We start from the raw sequence: 20,930 nt of genomic DNA, 5'->3' as shown, positions 1-20,930 counted from the left end.
AACATTATGTCTGAATACGCCTTTAACTTCAGTACGCTTACCCCTGACTTATTGTGGCATGCCCTTGCTGAGATAGGCGTAAGAGCAGAGTCTGGCTTTCTAGCGCTAAATAGCTATGAGAACCGTGTTTATCAATTCAGTGACGAAGAAAAGCGCCGCTATGTTGTGAAGTTCTATCGTCCTCAACGTTGGTCTGAGGCTCAAATCTTAGAAGAACATTTATTTGCTAAACAGCTTGTACAACAAGATATCCCAGTCGCTGCACCAGTAGAAATAAACGGTAAAACGCTTCACTTTGCTAAAGGCTATTGGTTTGCGCTGTTTGACAGTTTAGGTGGTCGCACATTTGAAGTAGATAATTTTGACCAGCTTGAATGGGTCGGGCGCTACTTAGGTAGAATACATAAGGTCGGAGAGTCTGAGTTATTCACTCATCGTCCAACTGTCGGGCTAGATGAATACTTATATCAACCAAGAAAATTATTAGAAAACAGTTCATTCATCCCGTCTTATTTAGAGAACAGTTTTTTCTCTGATCTTGATATGTTGATTGGAAAAATCGAGCAGCACTGGCAGCCAAGTAAAGCGATTCGTTTACATGGTGATTGTCACCCAAGTAATATTTTATGGCGTGATGGACCATTATTCGTCGATTTAGATGACGCGAGAAACGGTCCTGCTGCGCAAGATATCTGGATGCTTTTGAATGGTGACCGTCAAGATAAGTTAGTTCAATTGGATATTTTATTAGAATCTTACAGTGAATATTGTGATTTTAACCAAAGCCAATTGAAACTAATTGAGCCTTTACGAGGTCTACGAATGGTACACTATATGGCATGGCTAGCAAAACGTTGGCAAGATCCTGCGTTTCCTATTGCATTCCCATGGTTTGCCGACGCAAAATACTGGGAAAGCCAAGTACTTGGGTTTAAAGAACAAATAGCCGCTTTAAACGAAGCACCTTTAGAATTAATGCCTCAATGGTAATAACAATAAAACAAACACAAATGGATTGGAGAGAGTTACACATGATGAAGAAAATGATGGCACTGTTTAGTGCTTTAGTTCTAAGTTTTTCTGTCAACGCAGCAAACTTTACAGAAGGTGATTACTATAAAGTTTTAAACCTTCCGGAATCAAAAACACCAACAGTGAATGAATTTTTCTCTTTCTACTGCCCGCACTGTAGTAGCTTTGAGCCTCTAATTCAGGGCTTAAAGAAAACATTACCTGAGAATGCAACCTTTAAGAAAACACACGTTTCATTTATGGGTGGAAAAATGGGCCTATCAATGAGTAAGGCTTACGCTACGATGGTTTCTCTTGGTGTTGAAGATAAACTGGTTCCTGTTTTTTTCAATCGTATCCATACCATGAACAAGCCACCACGTAATGAGCAACAAATTCGTCAAATCTTCCTAGATGAAGGCGTTAACGCTGATGAGTTTGATGGCACTTACAATAGTTTTGCTATTAATTCTATGGTTAACCGCTTTGATAAAGCATTCCAAGACAGCGGCCTAACAGGCGTTCCAGCGGTTATTGTTAACAACAAATACCTCGTTGAAACAGGTAAGGTCCAAAGTGCTGAAGAATACTACGAGTTAGTTAATTGGCTACTAAAGAAATAAAAAACAAACAAAAAGGGAGCGATAATTCGCTCCCTTTTTTTATTCTTTATTTTTGAGAACACCTTGTAGATATTCATCTTTTTCTTTCCATAAGTCGTTTACCCACTTATGAAAACCACGCTTAAAGGCTTTATCTCCAAAGTAATCCCCATTTACCTTTTCATCATTAGGATGCAAATTAATACGGACAACTACTTTAGTTAATTTCCCTTGCAGCATATCGATAAACGGGGAATGTTGGTTCTCTGGATACGCAAGCGTCACATCAACAATACCATCAAATAACTCTCCCATTGCTGACAAGGTAAAAGCAATACCACCAATTTTGGGTTTAAACAAATGCTGATAAGGAGTGCGAGCTTCTTTTAGTTTTTCAGGTGTTGCACGAGTACCTTCAACGAAGTTAACCACGGTTGTTGGCACTGATCGAAAGTTTTCACACGATTTTTGAATCGCCTTAAAATCATCATCACGACGATCTGGATCTCGGCGCATGAATGGCATATCTGCCCCCCAACAGGCTAAGCCGACAAAGGGAACAAAAAGTAATTCATGCTTCAAAAAGAACTTCGTCATTGGTATTTTATCTTTCATTACCGAGGATAAAATAACAATATCAGCCCAACTTACGTGGTTAGAAAGCAGCAAATACCAATTCTCTTGAGAAAGTTCATCTCCCCCCTCTATTTCCCATTCAATGCTGTTATTTAGGTTTAACATCCAAAGGTTCAGCGTTGCCCATCCCCATAGTGTTTTATTTGCCATTGAAACGGTGATCTTTTTTATCACTGCAAAGGGGAAAATAAGCTTAATTACAGCAAAAAAACTGATAATTAAAGAGGTCAATGCCGTGTTGAGCATCACAAGCAAAACGCTAGCAGCCAGTCGGATATTCGCAAACATAGGGGTCTTCATTCGTTCACAGGGGAAAAATTGCCCACATAATAACAAGCTTGACCTTTTTTTGTTAAGAAACTTTATTTCCGTCTATACGAAAAGACATTAAATCGCTTGAGCCGTTAGTTGCTTTAAGAGGCGATCCATTGCCCTATAACCCACAGCTTCTGCTAGATGAATTCGTTGGATCTTATCTTCACCATTCAAATCTGCAATGGTTCTCGCAACCTTAATTATTCGATGATAGGCTCGAATTGAAAGACCTAATTGATGAAGTGTGTTCTCCAAGAAAGCGGCATCTTCCTTAACTAACGGACAATATTTATCTATTTCTCTGCTGCCTAACAATGCATTAATTTTGCCATTTCTTTCCAGCATCCGTGAACGCGCTAGTAAGACTCTTTCTTTTACCTCTTGGGTTGATTCCCCTCGATCGCCCCCTTCCGTTAAAGTGCCTTTAGGCAGTAAGGGGATCTCTAAAGACATATCAAATCGATCCAGCAATGGCCCTGAAATTCGGCTCAAGTATCGCAAAATCAATTGAGGATTCGTTCTGGTGTTATTGCCTTCGTAATATCCAGTAGGGCTTGGATTTAATGCGCCAACCAATTGAAAGCGAGCCGGGAATCGAGTTTTACTTGCTGCACGAGAAATGACAATCTCTCCAGACTCTAATGGCTCACGCAGTGAATCAAGCACCTTTCTTTCAAATTCAGGCATTTCATCCAAAAACAAAATACCGTTATGAGCCAATGATATTTCTCCCGGTCTAGGTATAGAGCCACCACCAACCAAAGCTGCCATAGAACTAGAATGGTGAGGAGAGCGAAAAGGGCGAGAGCGCCAATTAGATTCATCTATATGCTGATGGGTTAAGGAAGCGACGGCCGCGGTTTCAAGCGCTTCATCGTTTGTCATTTTGGGTAATAAATCACTCATACGAGAAGCCAGCATTGTCTTTCCTGTTCCTGGGGGACCTAGATACAATAAGTTGTGCCCACCAGCCGCAGCAATTTCTAACGCACGCTTACCTTGTTGCTGACCAATAATATCTTGCAGATCTCGCTCGATTAAAGCAGCGTCTTGCTCTACTTTTTTTGACGTTAATAATCCCAATGGCTGCTGACCACATAAAAAGCCACACACCGACAACAAATGAGGTGCGGATTTATGAATATCTTTGCCCACTAATGCCGCTTGATCGCCATTTTCATCAGGCACTACTAAGCATCTATTAGACTTTAATGAGGCTAATGCTGCGGGTAACACACCTTTCACTTTGCGAAGCTCCCCCGAAAGGGCAAGTTCACCCACAAATTCGTGCCCTGCCAATTTTATTTCAGGGATCTGATCAGATGCAGCTAAAATACCAAGAGCAATTGGGAGATCAAAACGGCCTCCTTCCTTAGGCAAATCCGCCGGAGCCAGGTTCACAGTGATCCGCTTTGATGGAAATTCAAAGTTTGCATTAATAATCGCACTTCTTACTCTATCTTTAGCTTCTTTAACTGTGGTTTCTGGTAACCCAACAAGGCTAAAGCCTGGCATTCCATTGCTAATATGAACCTCAACGGTTACTTCTGGTGCCTCAACCCCTACGCACGCTCGACTGTGTATGATTGCTAATCCCATTTCCCTACCCAATGATTTATAAAGCGACTATTTCTGCGCTTTTTATTAATTTGTTATATATAAGCGCTAAATGAATGAGAATTGTGAATAAAATGAGAGTTTTTTCTTGTCATGAGAGCCATGTCTGTGTTACCACTAAGTTAATGTAACGAATTATCAAAAAAACACGATTACGGACAGATTAAATGACCTTGCTTGCTCAACTTAATATTCTAATTATTAACATTCTCGTGGTGATTTTGGTCACCGCGCGGGGATGAGTGAGCAAAAAGTCGCAATAGCAACGCACACTAAAAACCCCCAAGCTCATCAGCAAGGGGGTTTTTTTATGAATTCAGGAAGAAATAGGAGCACATGATGTGCAAGAATAAAGAAACAATCACTCACGCAGGGAGCGACAGTGTATGAATGGCTCACAGTTAGTAGTTAAAGCCTTAAGAGACGAAGGGATTAAAACTGTCTTTGGTTATCCTGGCGGGGCGATAATGCCTATCTATGATGCCTTGTATGATGGTGGTGTTGAGCATATCCTCTGCCGCCACGAACAAGGAGCAGCCATGGCCGCTATCGGGATGGCCAGAGCAAGTAAAGATGTTGCCGTTTGTCTTGCAACATCAGGTCCTGGTGCAACCAATCTAATTACTGGTCTTGCTGATGCCATGCTTGATTCTATTCCTCTTGTTGCTATCACAGGTCAAGTCGCAAGTCATTTAATCGGTACTGATGCATTCCAAGAAATGGATGTCATTGGTATGTCTCTCTCTTGTACTAAACACAGCTATCTTGTTACTGACATCAACGAACTTGCTCCTGTTATTGCTGAAGCTTTTGAAGTAGCAAAATCAGGTCGTCCAGGCCCTGTATTAATTGACATAGCTAAAGACGTACAAGTTGCTGAAGCACCAGTAACGACCCTCCCATATTTTGAACCACCAGCGATTCCTATAGCCCCTCAAGAAAGTATTGAAGCCGCTGAAGCCATTCTAAAAAACAGTGCTAAACCTGTTCTATATGTCGGTGGGGGTGTGCAGCTTGCCCATGCTACGGATTCAGTTCGTGAGTTTTTACGTAATAACCCAATGCCATCAGTAAGTACACTTAAAGGCCTAGGTTCGATAGAAAGGCACGACCCACATTATTTAGGCATGATAGGGATGCACGGTACTAAGGCTGCCAATATTATCGTTCAAGAGTCAGATCTATTGATTGTGGTTGGTGCTCGTTTTGATGATCGTGTAACAGGAAAGCTAGAAAGTTTCGCCCCACACGCCAAAGTCATTCATATCGATATTGATGCCGCAGAGTTCAACAAGCTTCGCCATGCCCACTCAACATTGCGCGGAGATATCAATGTGATTCTACCGCAACTGAATGCGACTCAAAATCTAACACCTTGGCTAGAACACGTATCCGCTCTACGTACTGAATTTAAATGGCGTTATGACCATCCGGGGGAGCTAATCTACGCTCCTCTGCTACTCAAGCAATTATCAGACATGATGCCAGACAGCTCTATTGTTGCCACTGATGTCGGTCAGCACCAAATGTGGTCTGCTCAACATATTCAGCCTCGCGCGCCAGAGAATTATTTGACCTCTGCTGGTCTTGGTACGATGGGTTTTGGTTTACCTGCAGCAATAGGAGCTAAAGTTGCTCGCCCTGATGATGAATCAGTTCTGATTACTGGTGATGGCTCATTTATGATGAACGTTCAGGAGCTGGGTACGATAAAGCGTAAACAAATTCCGGTAAAAATGGTGCTACTTAATAACCAACGTTTAGGTATGGTTCGTCAATGGCAATCTCTATTTTTTGATGGTCGCCACAGCGAAACGATCTTAGACGACAACCCTGATTTTGTTGCATTGGCTGCAGCCTTTAACATTCCAGGAAAAACCATTACCCGCAAAGAAGAAGTCCAGCCAGCATTACAAGAGATGTTAGAAAGCAAAACCGCTTATATGCTGCATGTACTTATTTCTGAAGAAGAAAACGTATGGCCACTTGTTCCACCAGGGGCTGCAAACCAAGACATGGTGGAGGGTGAATAATGCAACGTTATATTTTAGAAATTGAAGCGACTGACAAACCGGTATTATTAGAACGCGTATTGCGAGTGATCCGTCACCGCGGTTTTGCTATCAAACAGGTACTTGCGACTCAAAATCAAGCAAGTGGTGTTGCTGCTATCGAGATTATCGTAGAAAGTGATCGTCCTATCAGCCTGCTTACGAATCAAATTGAAAAACTTTGGGATATTACCGCCGTTCATGTCTCTACATTGAATCGCGCATAAGATTAAAATTTAAAGGATTAATAACAATGCCTACAGTACCTAAAAACAGATACCGTTCAGCCACCACAACTCATGGTCGTAACATGGCTGGAGCTCGCGCACTATGGCGCGCAACTGGCGTAAAAGAGGAAGATTTTGGTAAACCTATCATTGCCGTCGTTAACTCATTTACCCAATTTGTTCCGGGTCATGTTCACCTAAAAGACATGGGACAATTGGTTGCCGGTGAAATTGAAAAAGCAGGCGGTATCGCTAAAGAGTTTAATACCATTGCAGTTGATGATGGTATTGCAATGGGTCACGGTGGCATGCTTTATTCTCTGCCATCACGTGAACTTATTGCTGACTCAGTGGAATACATGGTTAACGCTCACTGTGCCGATGCGATGGTATGTATCTCTAACTGTGACAAAATCACTCCGGGAATGATGATGGCAGCAATGCGCCTTAACATTCCGGTGATCTTTGTGTCTGGTGGTCCAATGGAAGCCGGTAAGACTAAGCTTTCAGATCAAATCATCAAACTGGATCTTGTCGATGCGATGATCCAAGGCGCCGATCCAACCATTTCAGATGAACAAAGTGAGCAAGTAGAGCGTTCTGCATGTCCAACCTGTGGTTCATGTTCAGGAATGTTTACGGCTAACTCAATGAACTGTTTAACCGAAGCGTTAGGATTATCTCAACCGGGTAACGGCTCAATGCTTGCGACTCACGCCGATCGTGAAGAACTGTTTATCAATGCAGGTAAGCGCATTGTGGCTCTAACCAAACGTTATTACGAACAAGGCGATGATTCAGCACTGCCACGTAATATTGCCAATAAAGCCGCATTTGAAAATGCCATGGCTCTTGATATTGCGATGGGGGGGTCAAGTAACACGGTTCTTCACCTAATCGCATCCGCTCAAGAAGGTGAAATCGATTTTGATATGGATGATATTGATGCCATGTCTCGTCGAGTACCTCATCTATGTAAAGTAGCCCCTTCAACACCAAAATATCACATGGAAGACGTTCACCGTGCCGGCGGAGTAATGGCCATTCTTGGCGAGCTAGATCGAGCAAATCTACTTAATAGTGATACCAATACCGTGCTTGGCTTAACGATGAAAGAGCAGCTGGCTCAATACGACATCATGCAAACTGAAGATGAAGCGGTTCTTAAATTTTTCCGTGCCGGCCCTGCTGGTATTAGAACAACCAAAGCCTTCTCACAAGATTGTCGTTGGGATCGTCTTGATGATGACCGTGAAAATGGCTGTATTCGCACCAAAGAAAATGCCTTTAGCCAAGAGGGCGGTCTAGCCGTTCTTTCTGGTAATATCGCTGTTGATGGTTGTATTGTAAAAACGGCAGGGGTTGATGAAGAAAACCTTAAATTCCAAGGTCCAGCCATTGTATTTGAAAGCCAAGACAGTGCAGTAGAAAGTATCTTAGGTGGCAAAGTAAAAGCCGGTGATGTTGTCGTTATTCGCTATGAAGGCCCTAAAGGTGGTCCGGGAATGCAAGAAATGCTGTACCCAACCACTTATTTAAAATCAATGGGATTAGGCAAAGCTTGTGCACTTCTTACTGATGGTCGATTCTCTGGTGGTACCTCAGGTCTCTCTATTGGTCATGCCTCACCAGAAGCAGCCAGTGGCGGTACTATTGGCTTAGTAAATACTGGCGACATCATAACCATCGATATCCCAAGTCGCTCTATTACTCTTGATGTTTCAGAATCTGAACTGGCTGATCGTCGAGTGAAACAAGACCAATTAGGCTGGAAACCCGTTAATCGTCAACGAGAAGTTTCTTTTGCACTAAAAGCCTATGCCATGATGGCAACCAGTGCCGACAAAGGCGCAGTCCGTGATAAATCTAAGTTAGAAGGATAAGGCCATGACAACACCTTCTAATCAAACTGGCGCAGAATATCTGCGTCAGATCTTACGAGCCCCTATCTATGAAGTTGCCACTGTTACGCCACTTCAAGGGATGCCTCGTTTATCAGAACGCCTCAATAATCACATACAGCTAAAACGGGAGGATCGCCAACCAGTTCACTCATTTAAGCTTCGTGGTGCTTACAATATGGTGGCAAACTTAACTGAAGAACAGAAGCAAGCTGGCGTTATTGCAGCTTCTGCAGGTAATCATGCTCAAGGTATGGCGCTTTCAGGCACTAAGCTTGGGATCCAAACCACCATCGTCATGCCAAAAACAACCCCTGACATCAAAGTAGAAGCGGTGAAAGGGTTTGGTGGTAGAGTCATTCTTCACGGCCGTAACTTCGATGAAGCAAAAGCCGAAGCAGAGCGTTTATCTGAGCTTCACGGCTATACCTTTGTTCCTCCATTTGATCATCCTTTAGTTATCGCAGGGCAAGGAACGATAGGAATGGAAATGCTGCAACAAAACGGGCATTTAGATTATATTTTTGTTCCTGTCGGTGGTGGTGGTTTAGCCGCAGGTGTTGCTGTTCTTATCAAACAATTAATGCCAGAAATTAAAGTTATCGCCGTTGAACCTGAAGACTCCGCCTGCTTAAAAGCGGCACTAGATGCAGGGGAACCTGTCATACTAGATCAGGTTAGTATGTTCGCCGATGGCGTTGCCGTTAAGCGCATTGGTGATGAAACCTTCCGTTTATGCCAAAAATATCTTGATGGCCATATCACCGTTTCTAGTGATGAAATCTGTGCTGCAGTTAAAGACATTTTTGAAGATACACGTGCTATTGCTGAGCCATCGGGCGCATTAGCATTAGCTGGATTGAAAAAGTTTACCGATAAAAATCAACTTAATCATAAGCAACTTGGGGCTATTCTTTCTGGTGCAAACACCAACTTCCATGGTTTACGCTACGTTTCCGAGCGTTGTGAGCTTGGTGAGAAAAGAGAGGGCTTATTAGCTGTCACTATCCCTGAACGCCAAGGGGCTTTTTTTGAGTTCTGTAATTTAATTGGTGGGCGAGCCGTTACTGAGTTTAACTATCGCTACAACGACAATAAACAGGCAAACATCTTTGTTGGTGTCCGCTTACAAGAGGGGCAAGAAGAACTTAATAATATTATTAATGACTTACAACAGAGTGAATACCCTGTTGTTGATCTCTCTGATAATGAAATGGCAAAACTTCATATTCGCTACATGATAGGAGGCAAACCCTCTAAGTCATTAAAAGAACGATTATACAGTTTTGAATTTCCAGAATATCCTGGTGCCCTAGTCAAATTTCTCAGTACATTAGGCACTCATTGGAATATCAGTTTATTCAATTACCGAAACCACGGGGCTGATTATGGACGAGTTCTGTGCGGCTTTGAATTAGATGATTCCGATCTCCTTGTTTTCTCTAAACATCTAAAAGAATTAGGTTATCGATGTAAGGATGAAACGGATAATCCAGCCTATAAGTTCTTTTTATCTTAATAGCGTATGGCATGTGTAAGGCTACTATTTTTTTAGCCTTATTTTCATTCATTTTTGAAATTCTACTATACAATCGTTTAAAAAATGCTATTATTTTTATCGGCCTGTAAACAGACCTATTTATCTGTAATATTATGCTTTTGAAACCTTCGTTATACTGCTTTACCAGTTATGCTTGAAGCTTTTTATACATATGTTTTACCTCAATAAATAATTCTTTATGGCTACAACTTCGCATTATGCGAATTATTTAATTAAAAAAAATTAGGATTTATTATGTCTAAATCAACTGGTATCGTTAAGTGGTTCAACGAAGAGAAAGGTTTCGGTTTCATTACTCAAGATAACGGCGGCGCTGACGTATTCGTTCACTTCCGTGCTATCGCAACTGAAGGTTTCAAAACTCTGAAAGAAGGCCAAGCGGTAACTTTCACTGTTGAACAAGGTCAAAAAGGCCCACAAGCTGCAGACGTTACTCCAGCTTAATTCGAATTTTCGAATAAAATTTTTAAATGCTGACTTCGGTCGGCATTTTTTTTGTCTGTCATTTGTTACATCAAGTTTCAGAGACAAAAAAAGAAGCGATAATCGCTTCTTTTTTATGTTCAAATACTGATGGAAATAGGTATCTAAGTATTAACTATTTTTTTGTTGGACGCTGCCAATTAGCAATACGACGATCTTTAGCTCGGCTAATGTACAGCTCATTTTCAGCCACATCTTTAGTTACTGTAGAGCCCGCGCCAACCGTCGCGCCATTCGCTATCGTAATTGGAGCGATAAGCTGGCTATCAGAGCCTACAAACACATCATCACCAATCACTGTTTTGAACTTATTTGCACCATCGTAATTACACGTGATCACACCAGCGCCTACATTGACACGCTTACCAATCTCAGCATCACCAAGATAAGTTAAATGATTCGCTTTAGAGCCTTCCCCAAGACGAACATTCTTCACTTCAACAAAGTTACCTACGTGAGCATCATTACAAAGCTCAGCGCCTGGGCGTAAACGAGTAAATGGGCCGACCGTACAATCTTCACCTACTGTAGCGCCTTCAATTACACTGTAAGGACGAATAATTGTATTATCATCAATCTCACAATCTTTCAGTACACAGCCCGCTCCGATAACGACGTTATCACCAATCGTTACATTACCTTCAATGATCACATTTACGTCGATCTCAATATCCATACCACACTGCAGAGATCCTCTAAGATCAAAGCGGCTTGGATCACGAAGCATTACACCTTGCTCTAATAGTTTTTGTGCTTGCGCTGATTGATAAGCTCTTTCTAAACGAGCTAATTGAGCACGATCATTTACGCCTTCAACTTCAATCGGGCTAACAGGGTGTACCGCTTCTACAGCACGACCTTCATCATGTGCAGCGGCAATGATATCAGTTAAGTAATATTCACCTTGCGCATTTTCATTCTTTAATGCAGCTAACCAACGCTTTAAATCACCGCCAGTAGCAACCATGACACCAGTGTTAATTTCTTTAATAAGCTTCTGTTCTTCCGTGGCATCTTTCTGCTCTACAATCGCAATTACAGGACCATTACGACGGATAATACGGCCATAACCCATAGGGTTATCAAGAACAACAGTCAGTAGTGCAATACCACCTGTTGGCTGAGAGTCTAGTAAATTTTCTACCGTTTCAGCGCTGATCAAAGGTACGTCACCATATAGAACTAACACTTTCTCATCATCAGAAAATTCAGGTGCAGCTTGGTTAACCGCGTGACCGGTACCTAACTGATCAGCTTGAAGCACCCATTGAACACGCTCTTCACCCAACTCTGCTTTCATTTGATCACCACCGTGACCATAAACTAGATGGATATTTTGAGCACCAAGACCTTCGCATGTATCAATTACATGCTTTGCCATTGGTTTACCCGCTAAAGTATGAAGCACTTTAGGTTTATTTGAGTACATGCGAGTGCCTTTACCCGCTGCTAAAATTACTGCACTGAATTTCATGAAAAGCCCATTCTATTATTATACTAACTGGTATCGACTCGACATCGATAGCATTTACCTAGCTAGTGGAAATCAAAATATTAAATCCATTACCGACTACTAAGTTAAATACAAAGTAATGATTAATGGGATTAATATGCGGATTAAATTATAAGCTAAAAACAAACCTTTTGGGTAAGAGATAAGTAAGAATAGTGAGATAAAAAAGAAAAGGCGACCCAAATAGGTCGCCTTCTTTCTAATGGTGCTTGATTAACGCGAACGTCTTGTCAGTTCGATAACTCGAAGCTGTGCGATCGCTTTAGCCAAATCACTGGCCGCTTGAGCGAAGTTAATGTCGCCATGCTGATTCTTAATATTTTCCTCAGCCTTGCGTTTAGCTTCTTCTGCCTTAGCTGCGTCTAGGTCTTCACCACGGATTCCGGTATCTGCCAAAACAGTTGCCGAACCTGGTTGAACCTCAACCATGCCACCCGAGACATAAATGTACTCTTCGTGACCGTGTTGTTTAACAATACGCACCATACCAGGCGTGATAGCGGTCAGCAGCGGTGCGTGACCATGGAAAATACCAAGTTCACCCTCGCTTCCGCTCACCTGCATCGTTTCAACAAGCCCTGAGAATAATTTTTTCTCAGCACTTACAACGTCCAGGTGAAAGGTCATTGCTGCCATATCGCCTCCTAATCAGCCTTATAGCTTCTTCGCCTTCTCAAGCGCATCTTCAATCTTACCGCAGTACATGAAGGCTTGCTCAGGAATGTCATCGTAATCACCAGCTAGTAACCCTTTAAAGCCAGCTAATGTGTCTTTAAGCGGTACGTAAATACCTGGGTCGCCTGTGAATACTTCAGCTACGTGGTAAGGTTGAGTTAAGAACTTCTCAATCTTACGAGCACGAGATACAACTTGCTTATCTTCTTCAGATAGCTCGTCCATACCTAGGATAGCAATGATGTCTTTTAGCTCTTTATAACGCTGTAATGTAGATTGTACATTACGTGCGATATCATAGTGCTCTTGACCAACAACAAGTGGATCAAGTTGACGAGATGTTGAATCTAACGGGTCAATCGCAGGGTATAAACCCATTGATGCGATATTACGGTTAAGTACAACTGTCGCATCTAAGTGAGCAAACGTTGTTGCTGGAGATGGATCCGTTAAGTCATCCGCAGGTACATATACCGCTTGAACTGAAGTGATAGAACCACTGCGAGTTGAAGTGATACGTTCCTGAAGAACACCCATCTCTTCAGCGAGTGTAGGTTGGTAGCCTACCGCTGATGGCATACGACCTAGTAGAGCTGATACTTCAGTTCCGGCTAGTGTATAACGATAGATGTTATCAATGAATAGTAAAACGTCACGACCTTCGTCACGGAAACGCTCAGCCATTGTTAGACCAGTCAAAGCAACACGTAAACGGTTACCTGGTGGCTCATTCATTTGACCGTAAACCATCGCTACTTTTGATTCTTCAGGTTTTTCGATGTTTACAACACCAGCTTCCTGCATTTCAAAGTAGAAATCATTACCTTCACGAGTACGCTCACCTACACCTGCAAATACAGATAGGCCTGAGTGTTGTAATGCGATGTTGTTGATAAGTTCCATCATGTTGACAGTCTTACCTACACCAGCACCACCGAATAGACCGATTTTACCACCCTTAGCGAATGGACAAATTAAGTCGATTACTTTAACACCCGTTTCTAAAAGCTCAGTCGAGTTAGACTGCTCTTCGTAGCTAGGCGCTTCGCGGTGAATTGAATAATGCTCTTCAGCACCAATATCACCACACTCATCAATCGCGTCACCAAGAACGTTCATGATACGGCCTAATGTTTTAGTACCCACTGGAACTGTAATTGGCGCGCCAGTATTTTCTACTGTTAAGCCACGACGTAAACCATCTGAGCTACCCATAACGATTGCGCGTACAACGCCACCGCCGATTTGTTGTTGAACTTCAAGAACAAGACGTTCTTTTGCATCAACAACATTCAGAGCATCGTATACACGAGGTACACTGCCTTGTGGGAACTCTACATCGACTACCGCACCGATGATCTGTACGATCTTACCTGTAGTCATCGTTAATCCTCTAAACTGTTTAAATACCTATGCTTAAACCGCTGATGCGCCTGAAACAATTTCTGAAAGCTCTTGTGTTATCGCCGTTTGACGGGCTTTGTTGTACACAAGTTGCAGTTCATCAATAATGTCACCAGCGTTATCAGTTGCCGCTTTCATCGCAATCATTCGCGCTACGTGTTCGCAGGCTAAATTCTCAACCACACCTTGATACACTTGTGATTCGACATATCGAACCAATAAGGCATCTAGTAATGGTTTAGGCTCGGGCTCATAAATATAGTCCCAAGAATGAGTGCGTTTCATTGCTTCATCTTCAGATTTAGGCAAAGGAAGTAATTGGTCAATTGTTGGCTCTTGTACCATTGTATTAATGAACTTATTGCTCACTACATACAGGCGATCCAACTGGCCTTCATCATATTTCTTAAGCATCACACCAACAGTACCGATCAATTCTTCTAAGCTAGGTTTATCACCTAGACCAGAGTTTTGAGCAATAACGTTGCCGCCATAGCTATTAAAGAATGCTGTTGCTTTCGAACCGATAACGGCCAAATCAATCTCAACACCATCTTCAGACCATGTTTTCATTTCTGCCATGACTTTTTTAAACAAGTTAATGTTTAAGCCACCACACAAACCACGATCACTAGAAATAATAATGTAACCAACGCGCTTAGCTTCGCGCTCCTCAAGGTATGGATGTTTATACTCAAGGCTACCAAGCGCTAAATGACCGATTACTTTACGTATTGTCTCAGCATATGGACGAGACGCTGACATCGACTCTTGCGAGCGACGCATTTTAGAAGCGGCTACCATTTCCATTGCTTTCGTGATCTTTTGAGTGCTTTTTACACTCCCGATCTTGTTACGAATTTCTTTCGCACCGGCCATCGTTACTCTCCGTTTTCGGGTGACCCATTACAGGCCACCAACGAATTACCAGGTCTGGGTTGCTTTGAAATCTTCAACCAGTTTCACAAACTGAGCTTCAATTTCATTATTCCAAGCACCCGATGAGTCGATCTCTGTTGCTAGATCGGCAAATTGACCACGAGCATACGACAGCAATGCTTCTTCAAAATCAGCAAGCTTAGAAAGCTCAACATCATTCAAATAGCCTTTCTCAGCTGTAAAGATAACTAAAGCTTGATCAAAAACAGACATTGGAGCGTACTGCTTTTGTTTCATTAACTCAGTTACTTTCTCACCATGATCAAGTTGCTTTTTAGTCGCGTCATCAAGATCAGATGAGAACTGAGCAAACGCTGCAAGTTCACGATACTGTGCAAGAGCAGTACGAATACCACCAGACAGTTTCTTAATGATCTTAGTTTGCGCAGCACCACCTACACGAGATACAGAGATACCTGGATCTACCGCAGGACGAACACCAGCAGTGAACAGTTCTGTTTGTAGGAAGATCTGACCATCAGTAATCGAGATTACGTTGGTTGGTACGAATGCAGATACGTCACCAGCTTGAGTTTCGATGATAGGTAGAGCAGTTAAAGAACCAGTTTTACCTTTCACTTCACCATTAGTGAATTTCTCAACATACGCTTCGCTTACACGAGCAGCACGCTCTAGTAGACGAGAGTGTAAATAGAAAACATCACCAGGGAACGCTTCACGACCCGGTGGACGTTTCAATAGTAGAGAAATCTGACGATAAGCTACTGCTTGCTTAGATAGGTCATCATAAACAATCAGTGCATCTTCACCGCGGTCACGGAAGTATTCACCCATCGCACAACCTGAGTACGGTGCAAGGTATTGCAGCGCAGCAGATTCAGAAGCAGAAGCGACAACAACGATAGTGTTAGCTAGCGCACCGTGCTCTTCTAATTTGCGAACTACGTTAGCAATTGTTGATGCCTTTTGGCCAATCGCAACATAGATTGAGTAAATACCAGAATTTTTCTGGTTAATGATCGCATCGATCGCCATTGCTGTTTTACCAGTCTGACGGTCACCGATGATTAGCTCACGCTGACCACGGCCGATTGGGATCATTGAGTCAACTGACTTATAGCCAGTCTGTACAGGTTGGTCTACTGATTTACGATCGATTACACCAGGTGCAATCACTTCTACTGGAGAAGTCAGTTTCGCATCAATAGGGCCTTTACCATCAATTGGCTCACCAAGTGTGTTTACAACACGACCTAGCATTTCAGGACCTACTGGTACTTCAAGGATACGACCAGTACCTGTTACTTTCATGCCTTCCTGTAGGTCAGCATATGGGCCCATTACTACCGCACCAACTGAGTCACGCTCAAGGTTTAGTGCTAGCGCGTAACGGCCGCCCGGTAATTCAATCATTTCGCCTTGCATAACGTCTGCAAGGCCGTGGATACGAATGATACCGTCGCTTACCGAAACGATTGTACCTTCGTTGCGAGCTTCACTTACAACGTTGAATTTTTCAATACGTTGTTTGATTAGATCGCTAATTTCCGTGGAATTAAGTTGCATGCTCCATTCCCCATCAAGACTGCAATGTTTCACTCAGGCGGCTCAAACGGCCACGTGCTGAGTTATCAATGACTAGGTCTCCGGCTCGAATTATGACCCCAGCTAGTAGGGCCTCATCTACGCTACAATTCAGCTTCACTTTACGCTCTAGACGAGCTTCAAGTTTGGCACTAATGTCAGCTTTCTGCTGTTCTGTCAGCTCAATTGCTGAAGTTACTTCAGCATCAATCATTTTTTCAAACTCATGTTTTAAAAAGATATATTGATCTAACACATCAGGTAGAACCTTCAAACGGCTGTTTTCAGCCATTACATGAATCAGGTTCTGTCCAAACTCGTTCAATTGTTCACCACAAATTGAAATAAAGATTTCTGCCAGTTTCTCTGGAGCAATAGCACCATCAAGTAACTGAGCAACGTCTTCATTCTTTGTGACTTCTGAACAAAAAGTTAGCATTTGAACCCATTGGTCCAATTCATTCTTTTCGACCGCAAAGTCAAAAGCTGCTTTCGCGTAGGGGCGTGCGATGGTTGTCATTGTCGACATATCTTGGCCCCTTTTACTTACAATTTCGCAGTGATGTTATCAAGAATATCTTTCTGAGCTTCTACATCAATAGAACGCTCCAAGATTTTCTCGGCACCAATCACAGCCAGAGTTGCAACTTGTTTACGCAGTTCATCGCGAGCGCGTTTGCGTTCAGATTCAAGTTCAGCTTCACCTTGTGTAAGAATCTTCTGACGCTCTGTCAGAGCTTCTTCACGAGCTTCGTCTAAAATTTGACCTTTACGTTTGTTCGCTTGTTCGATGATCTCAGTTGCAGCGCGCTTTGCTTCTTTCAGTTGATCAGAAGCATTGGCTTGTGCCAAATCAAGGTCTTTAGCTGCGCGTTCAGCGGCAGATAAACCGTCAGCAATTAACTTCTGACGTGCCTCGATCGCTTCCATGATTGGTGGCCATACATATTTCATGCAGAACCAAACAAACAGTGCGAAAGCGATTGCTTGACCAAGCAGAGTTGCGTTCATATTCACAACAGCTACCCCTCGTTAAGAATCAGCTACAAAAATTCAATTAGCAAAAGGCTAGATTAGCCTGCTAGTTGACCAACAAATGGGTTAGCAAATGTGAATAGTAGCGCGATTACGATACCGATCATTGGAACCGCATCCAATAGACCAGCGATGATGAACATCTTAACTTGTAGCATTGGAGCCATTTCAGGTTGACGAGCTGCGCCTTCCAGAAACTTACCACCAAGAATAGCAAAACCAATTGCTGTACCTACAGCACAAAGACCAACAATAATAGCTACTGCGATAGCTGAAAAACTAAGAACGGTTTCCATTTATATTCTCCAATTGAATAGATAGAGTTGTATTAAAAATTTTAAGATTAATGATCGCCATCTTCATGAGCCATTGACATATAAACGATCGTCAACATCATGAAAACAAATGCTTGGATTAAGATAACCAGAATATGGAAAATAGCCCAAGGTAACGCACCGACCCATTGTAAATACCAAGGTAACATTGCAGCGATTAGAATAAACACCACTTCACCAGCAAACATGTTACCAAACAGACGCATGCCTAAAGAAAGAGGTTTAGCAAGTAACGAAACAACTTCAATAAGTAGGTTGAAAGGGATCATGATCCAATGGTTAAACGGGTGTAATGCTAATTCTTTTGCAAAACCGCCTAGTCCTTTTACTTTAATGCTGTAATAAATCATTAAAGCAAACACACCAAGAGCCATTGCCATTGTAATATTTACATCAGCAGTAGGAACCACCTTAAGATAAGGAAGACCTAATAGCTGTTCAGCTGAGTAAGGTAAGAAGTCAATTGGAACTAAATCCATGACATTCATAATTATTACCCAACAAAATATGGTTAAAGCTAGTGGAGCAACTAGAGGGTTTCGACCATGGAAAGTTTCTTTTACGTTGGTATCAACGAATTCAACTACCATTTCAACGAAACACTGTAATTTACCTGGTACTCCAGTTGTTGATTTCTTAGCTACAGAGCGAAATACCCAAAGGAATAACATCCCTGTTAGCACAGAAAAAAACAAGCTGTCTATATGCACATTCCAAAAACTTAATTCATCAACCAGGCCCAATTTCCCTAATGAGAGATTTTGCAGGTGATGATTAATATATTCAGTAGGCGTTGACGCAGACATAACTTTTCCTATTTCCTGTTGTTAATAAAGAAAACTGGTGCAAAGATATTACTACCCAGTACCAGCAAATAGGTTAGTTTGAGGGGAACAAGTTCCACCTCCGTATACACGTAAACAATAGAAAATAAGACAATTGTTATAAGAATTTTAAGCACTTCACCCAGATAGAAAAAAGCAGCAACCATTTTAGCGGCTCTTGCCCCACTGAACATAAATGCGCATTTTGAAAACACTGAGTTCGCGATAATAAAAATACTACCACCAACTAATGCAGACATTCCCCAACTAGCACTAACGGCTATGCTCATCCCTATTGTCATAACTGTAGTGACACTAAGCTGAATCAATAACAATCGCTTTGCAAGCAAACGCCCTGGTTTCGCTAGAGTAACTACCATGTATTCTTCCTTTAACGCATCTTTGCCTTGATATATATCAACACAAGACGAAGATTTTGCAAAAATTATACGTTGCACCCATATGAATGCAATCAAATAGCATTAAAAAGTTACATTTATGAGAACAATGCAGTAACTTTTACGACGTAAAACAGTATTTCACTTTGAAATACTGTTTTATATCACACTTAGCTTTCTAGCTTTGCGATTAGTAGCTCTAATTTGTGAGCCTGGTCAAAGGCAATCGTTACCTTGCCTTTACCTGATGAATTGCGGCTTATCACAACTTTTGAGCCAAGTGTTGCTGATAGTTTATCCGAAATCGCCACCATTTCGGTATCAATCGCTTTAGGTTGATCTTCTTTTTCTGGCGCAAGTAACTCTTTTACTTTTTGCTCAGTTTGACGAACTGTCAGCTTTTTCTCTATCACCAAATGAGCAAGTTCAATCTGCTGTTCGTTCTCTAATGCTAATAGCGCACGAGCATGGCCCATCTCTAATAATTTCTGTTCAACCAGTATTTTAACATCACTTGTAAGTGCATTAAGGCGCAGCAAGTTAGTGACTGTCGTACGAGACTTACCAATGACTTCTGAGATTTGCTGATGAGTTAATTCAAACTCTTGCTGTAAACGCTCTAGTGCTTGCGCTTCTTCAATCGCGTTCAAATCTTCACGTTGAATATTTTCGATTAACGCCATTGCAATAACGGCTTTATCTTCAACAGATTTAACAACACAAGGAACCTGTTTTAAACCCGCTTTCTTTGCAGCACGAAAACGTCTTTCACCAGCAATAATCTCATATTGTTGTTCTGCAACCTGGCGGACAACAATCGGTTGAATAATCCCTTGAGAACGAATGGAAGCAGAAAGTTCTTCTAATGCGTCTTCTTCCATTGTTTTTCGAGGTTGATACTGCCCAGCACTAAGCTGATGAATACCCAGCTCAACCAATTGAGTTTCTTTTGAAAGTATCTCACTCTTTTCAGCAATCGCTTGTTTCTCACGAGCGAGTGAGCTTGTTGCTAATAGCGCATCTAATCCCTTGCCTAAACCACGTTTATTACCCATGAATTTCTGTTTCCCTTTCTTTTTCCATTTCGTCACGGCGAATTATCTCTCCGGCAAGAGCTAAGTAAGCTTTTGCACCATTTGAGTATTTATCATAATACATTGCAGGTTTACCATGACTAGGCGCTTCTGCTAAACGCACATTTCGAGGGATAACAGTGCGATACACTTTATCACCAAAATGCTTTTTTAATTGATCAGAGACATCATTAGCTAAGCGATTGCGAGGATCGAACATGGTTCTTAATAATCCTTCGATCTTTAAATCAGCATTCACAACAGCGGCCAATTTACCAATAGTGTCAATTAAAGCGGTTAGCCCTTCGAGTGCATAATATTCGCACTGCATAGGAACCAATACAGAATCCGATGCTGCCATGGCGTTAATTGTAAGGAGGTTTAGAGCAGGAGGGCAATCAATAAAGATGAAATCATAGTTACCACGAATTGGGTAGATCATATTGCGCAAGCGAACCTCTCGCGCAAACACTTCCATTAGTTTAATTTCAGCAGCGGTGATATCACCATTTGCTGCAATCAAATCATAACCGCCAGAGGTCTCTTCAATTACGACCTTTTCAAAGGGAACTTCGTCAACCAACAACTCATACGCCGTTGCATCCACATCGTATTTATCAACACCACTAGCCATAGTGGCGTTACCTTGAGCGTCAAGGTCAATAAGTAACACTTTTCGATGTGTTGCAGCCATAGATGCTGCTAGATTTACAGCTGTTGTCGTCTTACCTACGCCACCTTTTTGGTTCGCAATCGAGATAACTCTTCCCACACTAACCTCTTAT

21 protein-coding genes are annotated in these 20,930 nt (G+C 42.0%); 7 read left to right on the top strand and 14 right to left on the bottom strand.

Translation table 11 applies throughout. From position 1 onward, the window contains the following. Positions 1–6 precede the first annotated feature (6 nt). Both PVK62_RS06275 and PVK62_RS06270 read left to right on the top strand, forming a co-directional pair. Entirely contained in the window at positions 7–990 is a 984-nt protein-coding gene (locus PVK62_RS06275; protein WP_274445108.1) for a serine/threonine protein kinase, read from the top strand. A 44-nt stretch (positions 991–1,034) separates the two neighbouring features. Continuing rightward, positions 1,035–1,634, top strand: coding sequence for a thiol:disulfide interchange protein DsbA/DsbL (locus PVK62_RS06270; RefSeq protein ID WP_274445129.1), 600 nt, complete (start codon positions 1,035–1,037; stop codon positions 1,632–1,634). 39 nt (positions 1,635–1,673) lie between these two features. On the opposite strand, the gene PVK62_RS06265 is transcribed toward PVK62_RS06270, so the two are convergent. Beyond that, a complete protein-coding gene (locus PVK62_RS06265; RefSeq protein WP_274445106.1) occupies positions 1,674–2,537 on the bottom strand; it encodes an acyltransferase in 864 nt (287 codons plus the stop codon). A gap of 99 nt (positions 2,538–2,636) precedes the next feature. Continuing rightward, positions 2,637–4,163, bottom strand: a complete 1,527-nt coding sequence (locus PVK62_RS06260) for a YifB family Mg chelatase-like AAA ATPase (RefSeq protein ID WP_274445105.1) — start codon at positions 4,161–4,163, stop codon at positions 2,637–2,639. A 404-nt stretch (positions 4,164–4,567) separates the two neighbouring features. On the opposite strand from PVK62_RS06260, the gene ilvG reads away from it, so the two are divergent. The 5 genes from ilvG to cspE all read left to right on the top strand — a co-directional run bounded on the left by ilvG (position 4,568) and on the right by cspE (position 10,365). Further along, positions 4,568–6,214 (top strand): acetolactate synthase 2 catalytic subunit, encoded by a 1,647-nt coding sequence (gene ilvG, locus PVK62_RS06255; protein WP_274445104.1) that lies wholly within the window; start codon positions 4,568–4,570, stop codon positions 6,212–6,214. Then, on the top strand, positions 6,214–6,459 hold the full coding sequence (gene ilvM / locus PVK62_RS06250; RefSeq protein WP_061030392.1) for an acetolactate synthase 2 small subunit: 246 nt from the start codon (positions 6,214–6,216) through the stop codon (positions 6,457–6,459). The genes ilvG and ilvM overlap by 1 nt, the downstream gene beginning before the upstream one ends. 26 nt (positions 6,460–6,485) lie before the next feature. Beyond that, positions 6,486–8,342 carry a dihydroxy-acid dehydratase gene (gene ilvD, locus PVK62_RS06245; RefSeq protein ID WP_274445103.1) on the top strand — a complete coding sequence of 619 codons (1,857 nt, stop codon included), beginning with the start codon at positions 6,486–6,488 and terminating at the stop codon, positions 8,340–8,342. 4 nt (positions 8,343–8,346) lie between these two features. Next, positions 8,347–9,879 carry a threonine ammonia-lyase, biosynthetic gene (gene ilvA / locus PVK62_RS06240; protein WP_274445102.1) on the top strand — a complete coding sequence of 511 codons (1,533 nt, stop codon included), beginning with the start codon at positions 8,347–8,349 and terminating at the stop codon, positions 9,877–9,879. A 276-nt stretch (positions 9,880–10,155) separates the two neighbouring features. Then, positions 10,156–10,365, top strand: coding sequence for a transcription antiterminator/RNA stability regulator CspE (gene cspE, locus PVK62_RS06235; protein ID WP_005421580.1), 210 nt, complete (start codon positions 10,156–10,158; stop codon positions 10,363–10,365). Positions 10,366–10,519: 154 nt separating this feature from the next. Here cspE and glmU read toward each other — a convergent pair whose 3' ends face one another. The 12 genes from glmU to PVK62_RS06175 form a co-directional block, all read right to left on the bottom strand. Beyond that, positions 10,520–11,878, bottom strand: a complete 1,359-nt coding sequence (gene glmU / locus PVK62_RS06230) for a bifunctional UDP-N-acetylglucosamine diphosphorylase/glucosamine-1-phosphate N-acetyltransferase GlmU (protein ID WP_274445101.1) — start codon at positions 11,876–11,878, stop codon at positions 10,520–10,522. 252 nt (positions 11,879–12,130) lie between these two features. After that, positions 12,131–12,553 carry a F0F1 ATP synthase subunit epsilon gene (locus tag PVK62_RS06225; protein ID WP_122033456.1) on the bottom strand — a complete coding sequence of 141 codons (423 nt, stop codon included), beginning with the start codon at positions 12,551–12,553 and terminating at the stop codon, positions 12,131–12,133. A gap of 18 nt (positions 12,554–12,571) precedes the next feature. Then, on the bottom strand, positions 12,572–13,975 hold the full coding sequence (gene atpD, locus PVK62_RS06220; RefSeq protein WP_274445100.1) for a F0F1 ATP synthase subunit beta: 1,404 nt from the start codon (positions 13,973–13,975) through the stop codon (positions 12,572–12,574). Between the two features lie 33 nt (positions 13,976–14,008). Beyond that, a complete protein-coding gene (atpG, locus tag PVK62_RS06215; RefSeq protein ID WP_122033454.1) occupies positions 14,009–14,875 on the bottom strand; it encodes a F0F1 ATP synthase subunit gamma in 867 nt (288 codons plus the stop codon). A 45-nt stretch (positions 14,876–14,920) separates the two neighbouring features. Further along, positions 14,921–16,462 carry a F0F1 ATP synthase subunit alpha gene (gene atpA / locus PVK62_RS06210; RefSeq protein ID WP_130045751.1) on the bottom strand — a complete coding sequence of 514 codons (1,542 nt, stop codon included), beginning with the start codon at positions 16,460–16,462 and terminating at the stop codon, positions 14,921–14,923. A gap of 13 nt (positions 16,463–16,475) precedes the next feature. Then, positions 16,476–17,009, bottom strand: coding sequence for a F0F1 ATP synthase subunit delta (gene atpH, locus PVK62_RS06205; RefSeq protein WP_274445099.1), 534 nt, complete (start codon positions 17,007–17,009; stop codon positions 16,476–16,478). Between the two features lie 17 nt (positions 17,010–17,026). Continuing rightward, positions 17,027–17,497, bottom strand: coding sequence for a F0F1 ATP synthase subunit B (gene atpF, locus PVK62_RS06200; RefSeq protein WP_162922486.1), 471 nt, complete (start codon positions 17,495–17,497; stop codon positions 17,027–17,029). A gap of 56 nt (positions 17,498–17,553) precedes the next feature. Then, on the bottom strand, positions 17,554–17,811 hold the full coding sequence (gene atpE / locus PVK62_RS06195; RefSeq protein WP_004411110.1) for a F0F1 ATP synthase subunit C: 258 nt from the start codon (positions 17,809–17,811) through the stop codon (positions 17,554–17,556). Between the two features lie 47 nt (positions 17,812–17,858). Then, positions 17,859–18,656 carry a F0F1 ATP synthase subunit A gene (atpB, locus tag PVK62_RS06190; protein ID WP_274445098.1) on the bottom strand — a complete coding sequence of 266 codons (798 nt, stop codon included), beginning with the start codon at positions 18,654–18,656 and terminating at the stop codon, positions 17,859–17,861. Between the two features lie 8 nt (positions 18,657–18,664). After that, entirely contained in the window at positions 18,665–19,054 is a 390-nt protein-coding gene (locus PVK62_RS06185) for a F0F1 ATP synthase subunit I (protein ID WP_045103233.1), read from the bottom strand. A 188-nt stretch (positions 19,055–19,242) separates the two neighbouring features. Then, a complete protein-coding gene (locus tag PVK62_RS06180) occupies positions 19,243–20,127 on the bottom strand; it encodes a ParB/RepB/Spo0J family partition protein (RefSeq protein WP_274445097.1) in 885 nt (294 codons plus the stop codon). Continuing rightward, on the bottom strand, positions 20,120–20,917 hold the full coding sequence (locus PVK62_RS06175) for a ParA family protein (RefSeq protein WP_122033447.1): 798 nt from the start codon (positions 20,915–20,917) through the stop codon (positions 20,120–20,122). Before PVK62_RS06175 ends, PVK62_RS06180 begins: the two co-directional genes overlap by 8 nt. Positions 20,918–20,930 lie beyond the last annotated feature (13 nt).

The sequence above is a fragment of the Aliivibrio sp. S3MY1 genome, from assembly GCF_028765575.1.
GTDB lineage: Bacteria > Pseudomonadota > Gammaproteobacteria > Enterobacterales > Vibrionaceae > Aliivibrio.
This window is presented reverse-complemented; position numbering and strand designations above follow the sequence as displayed.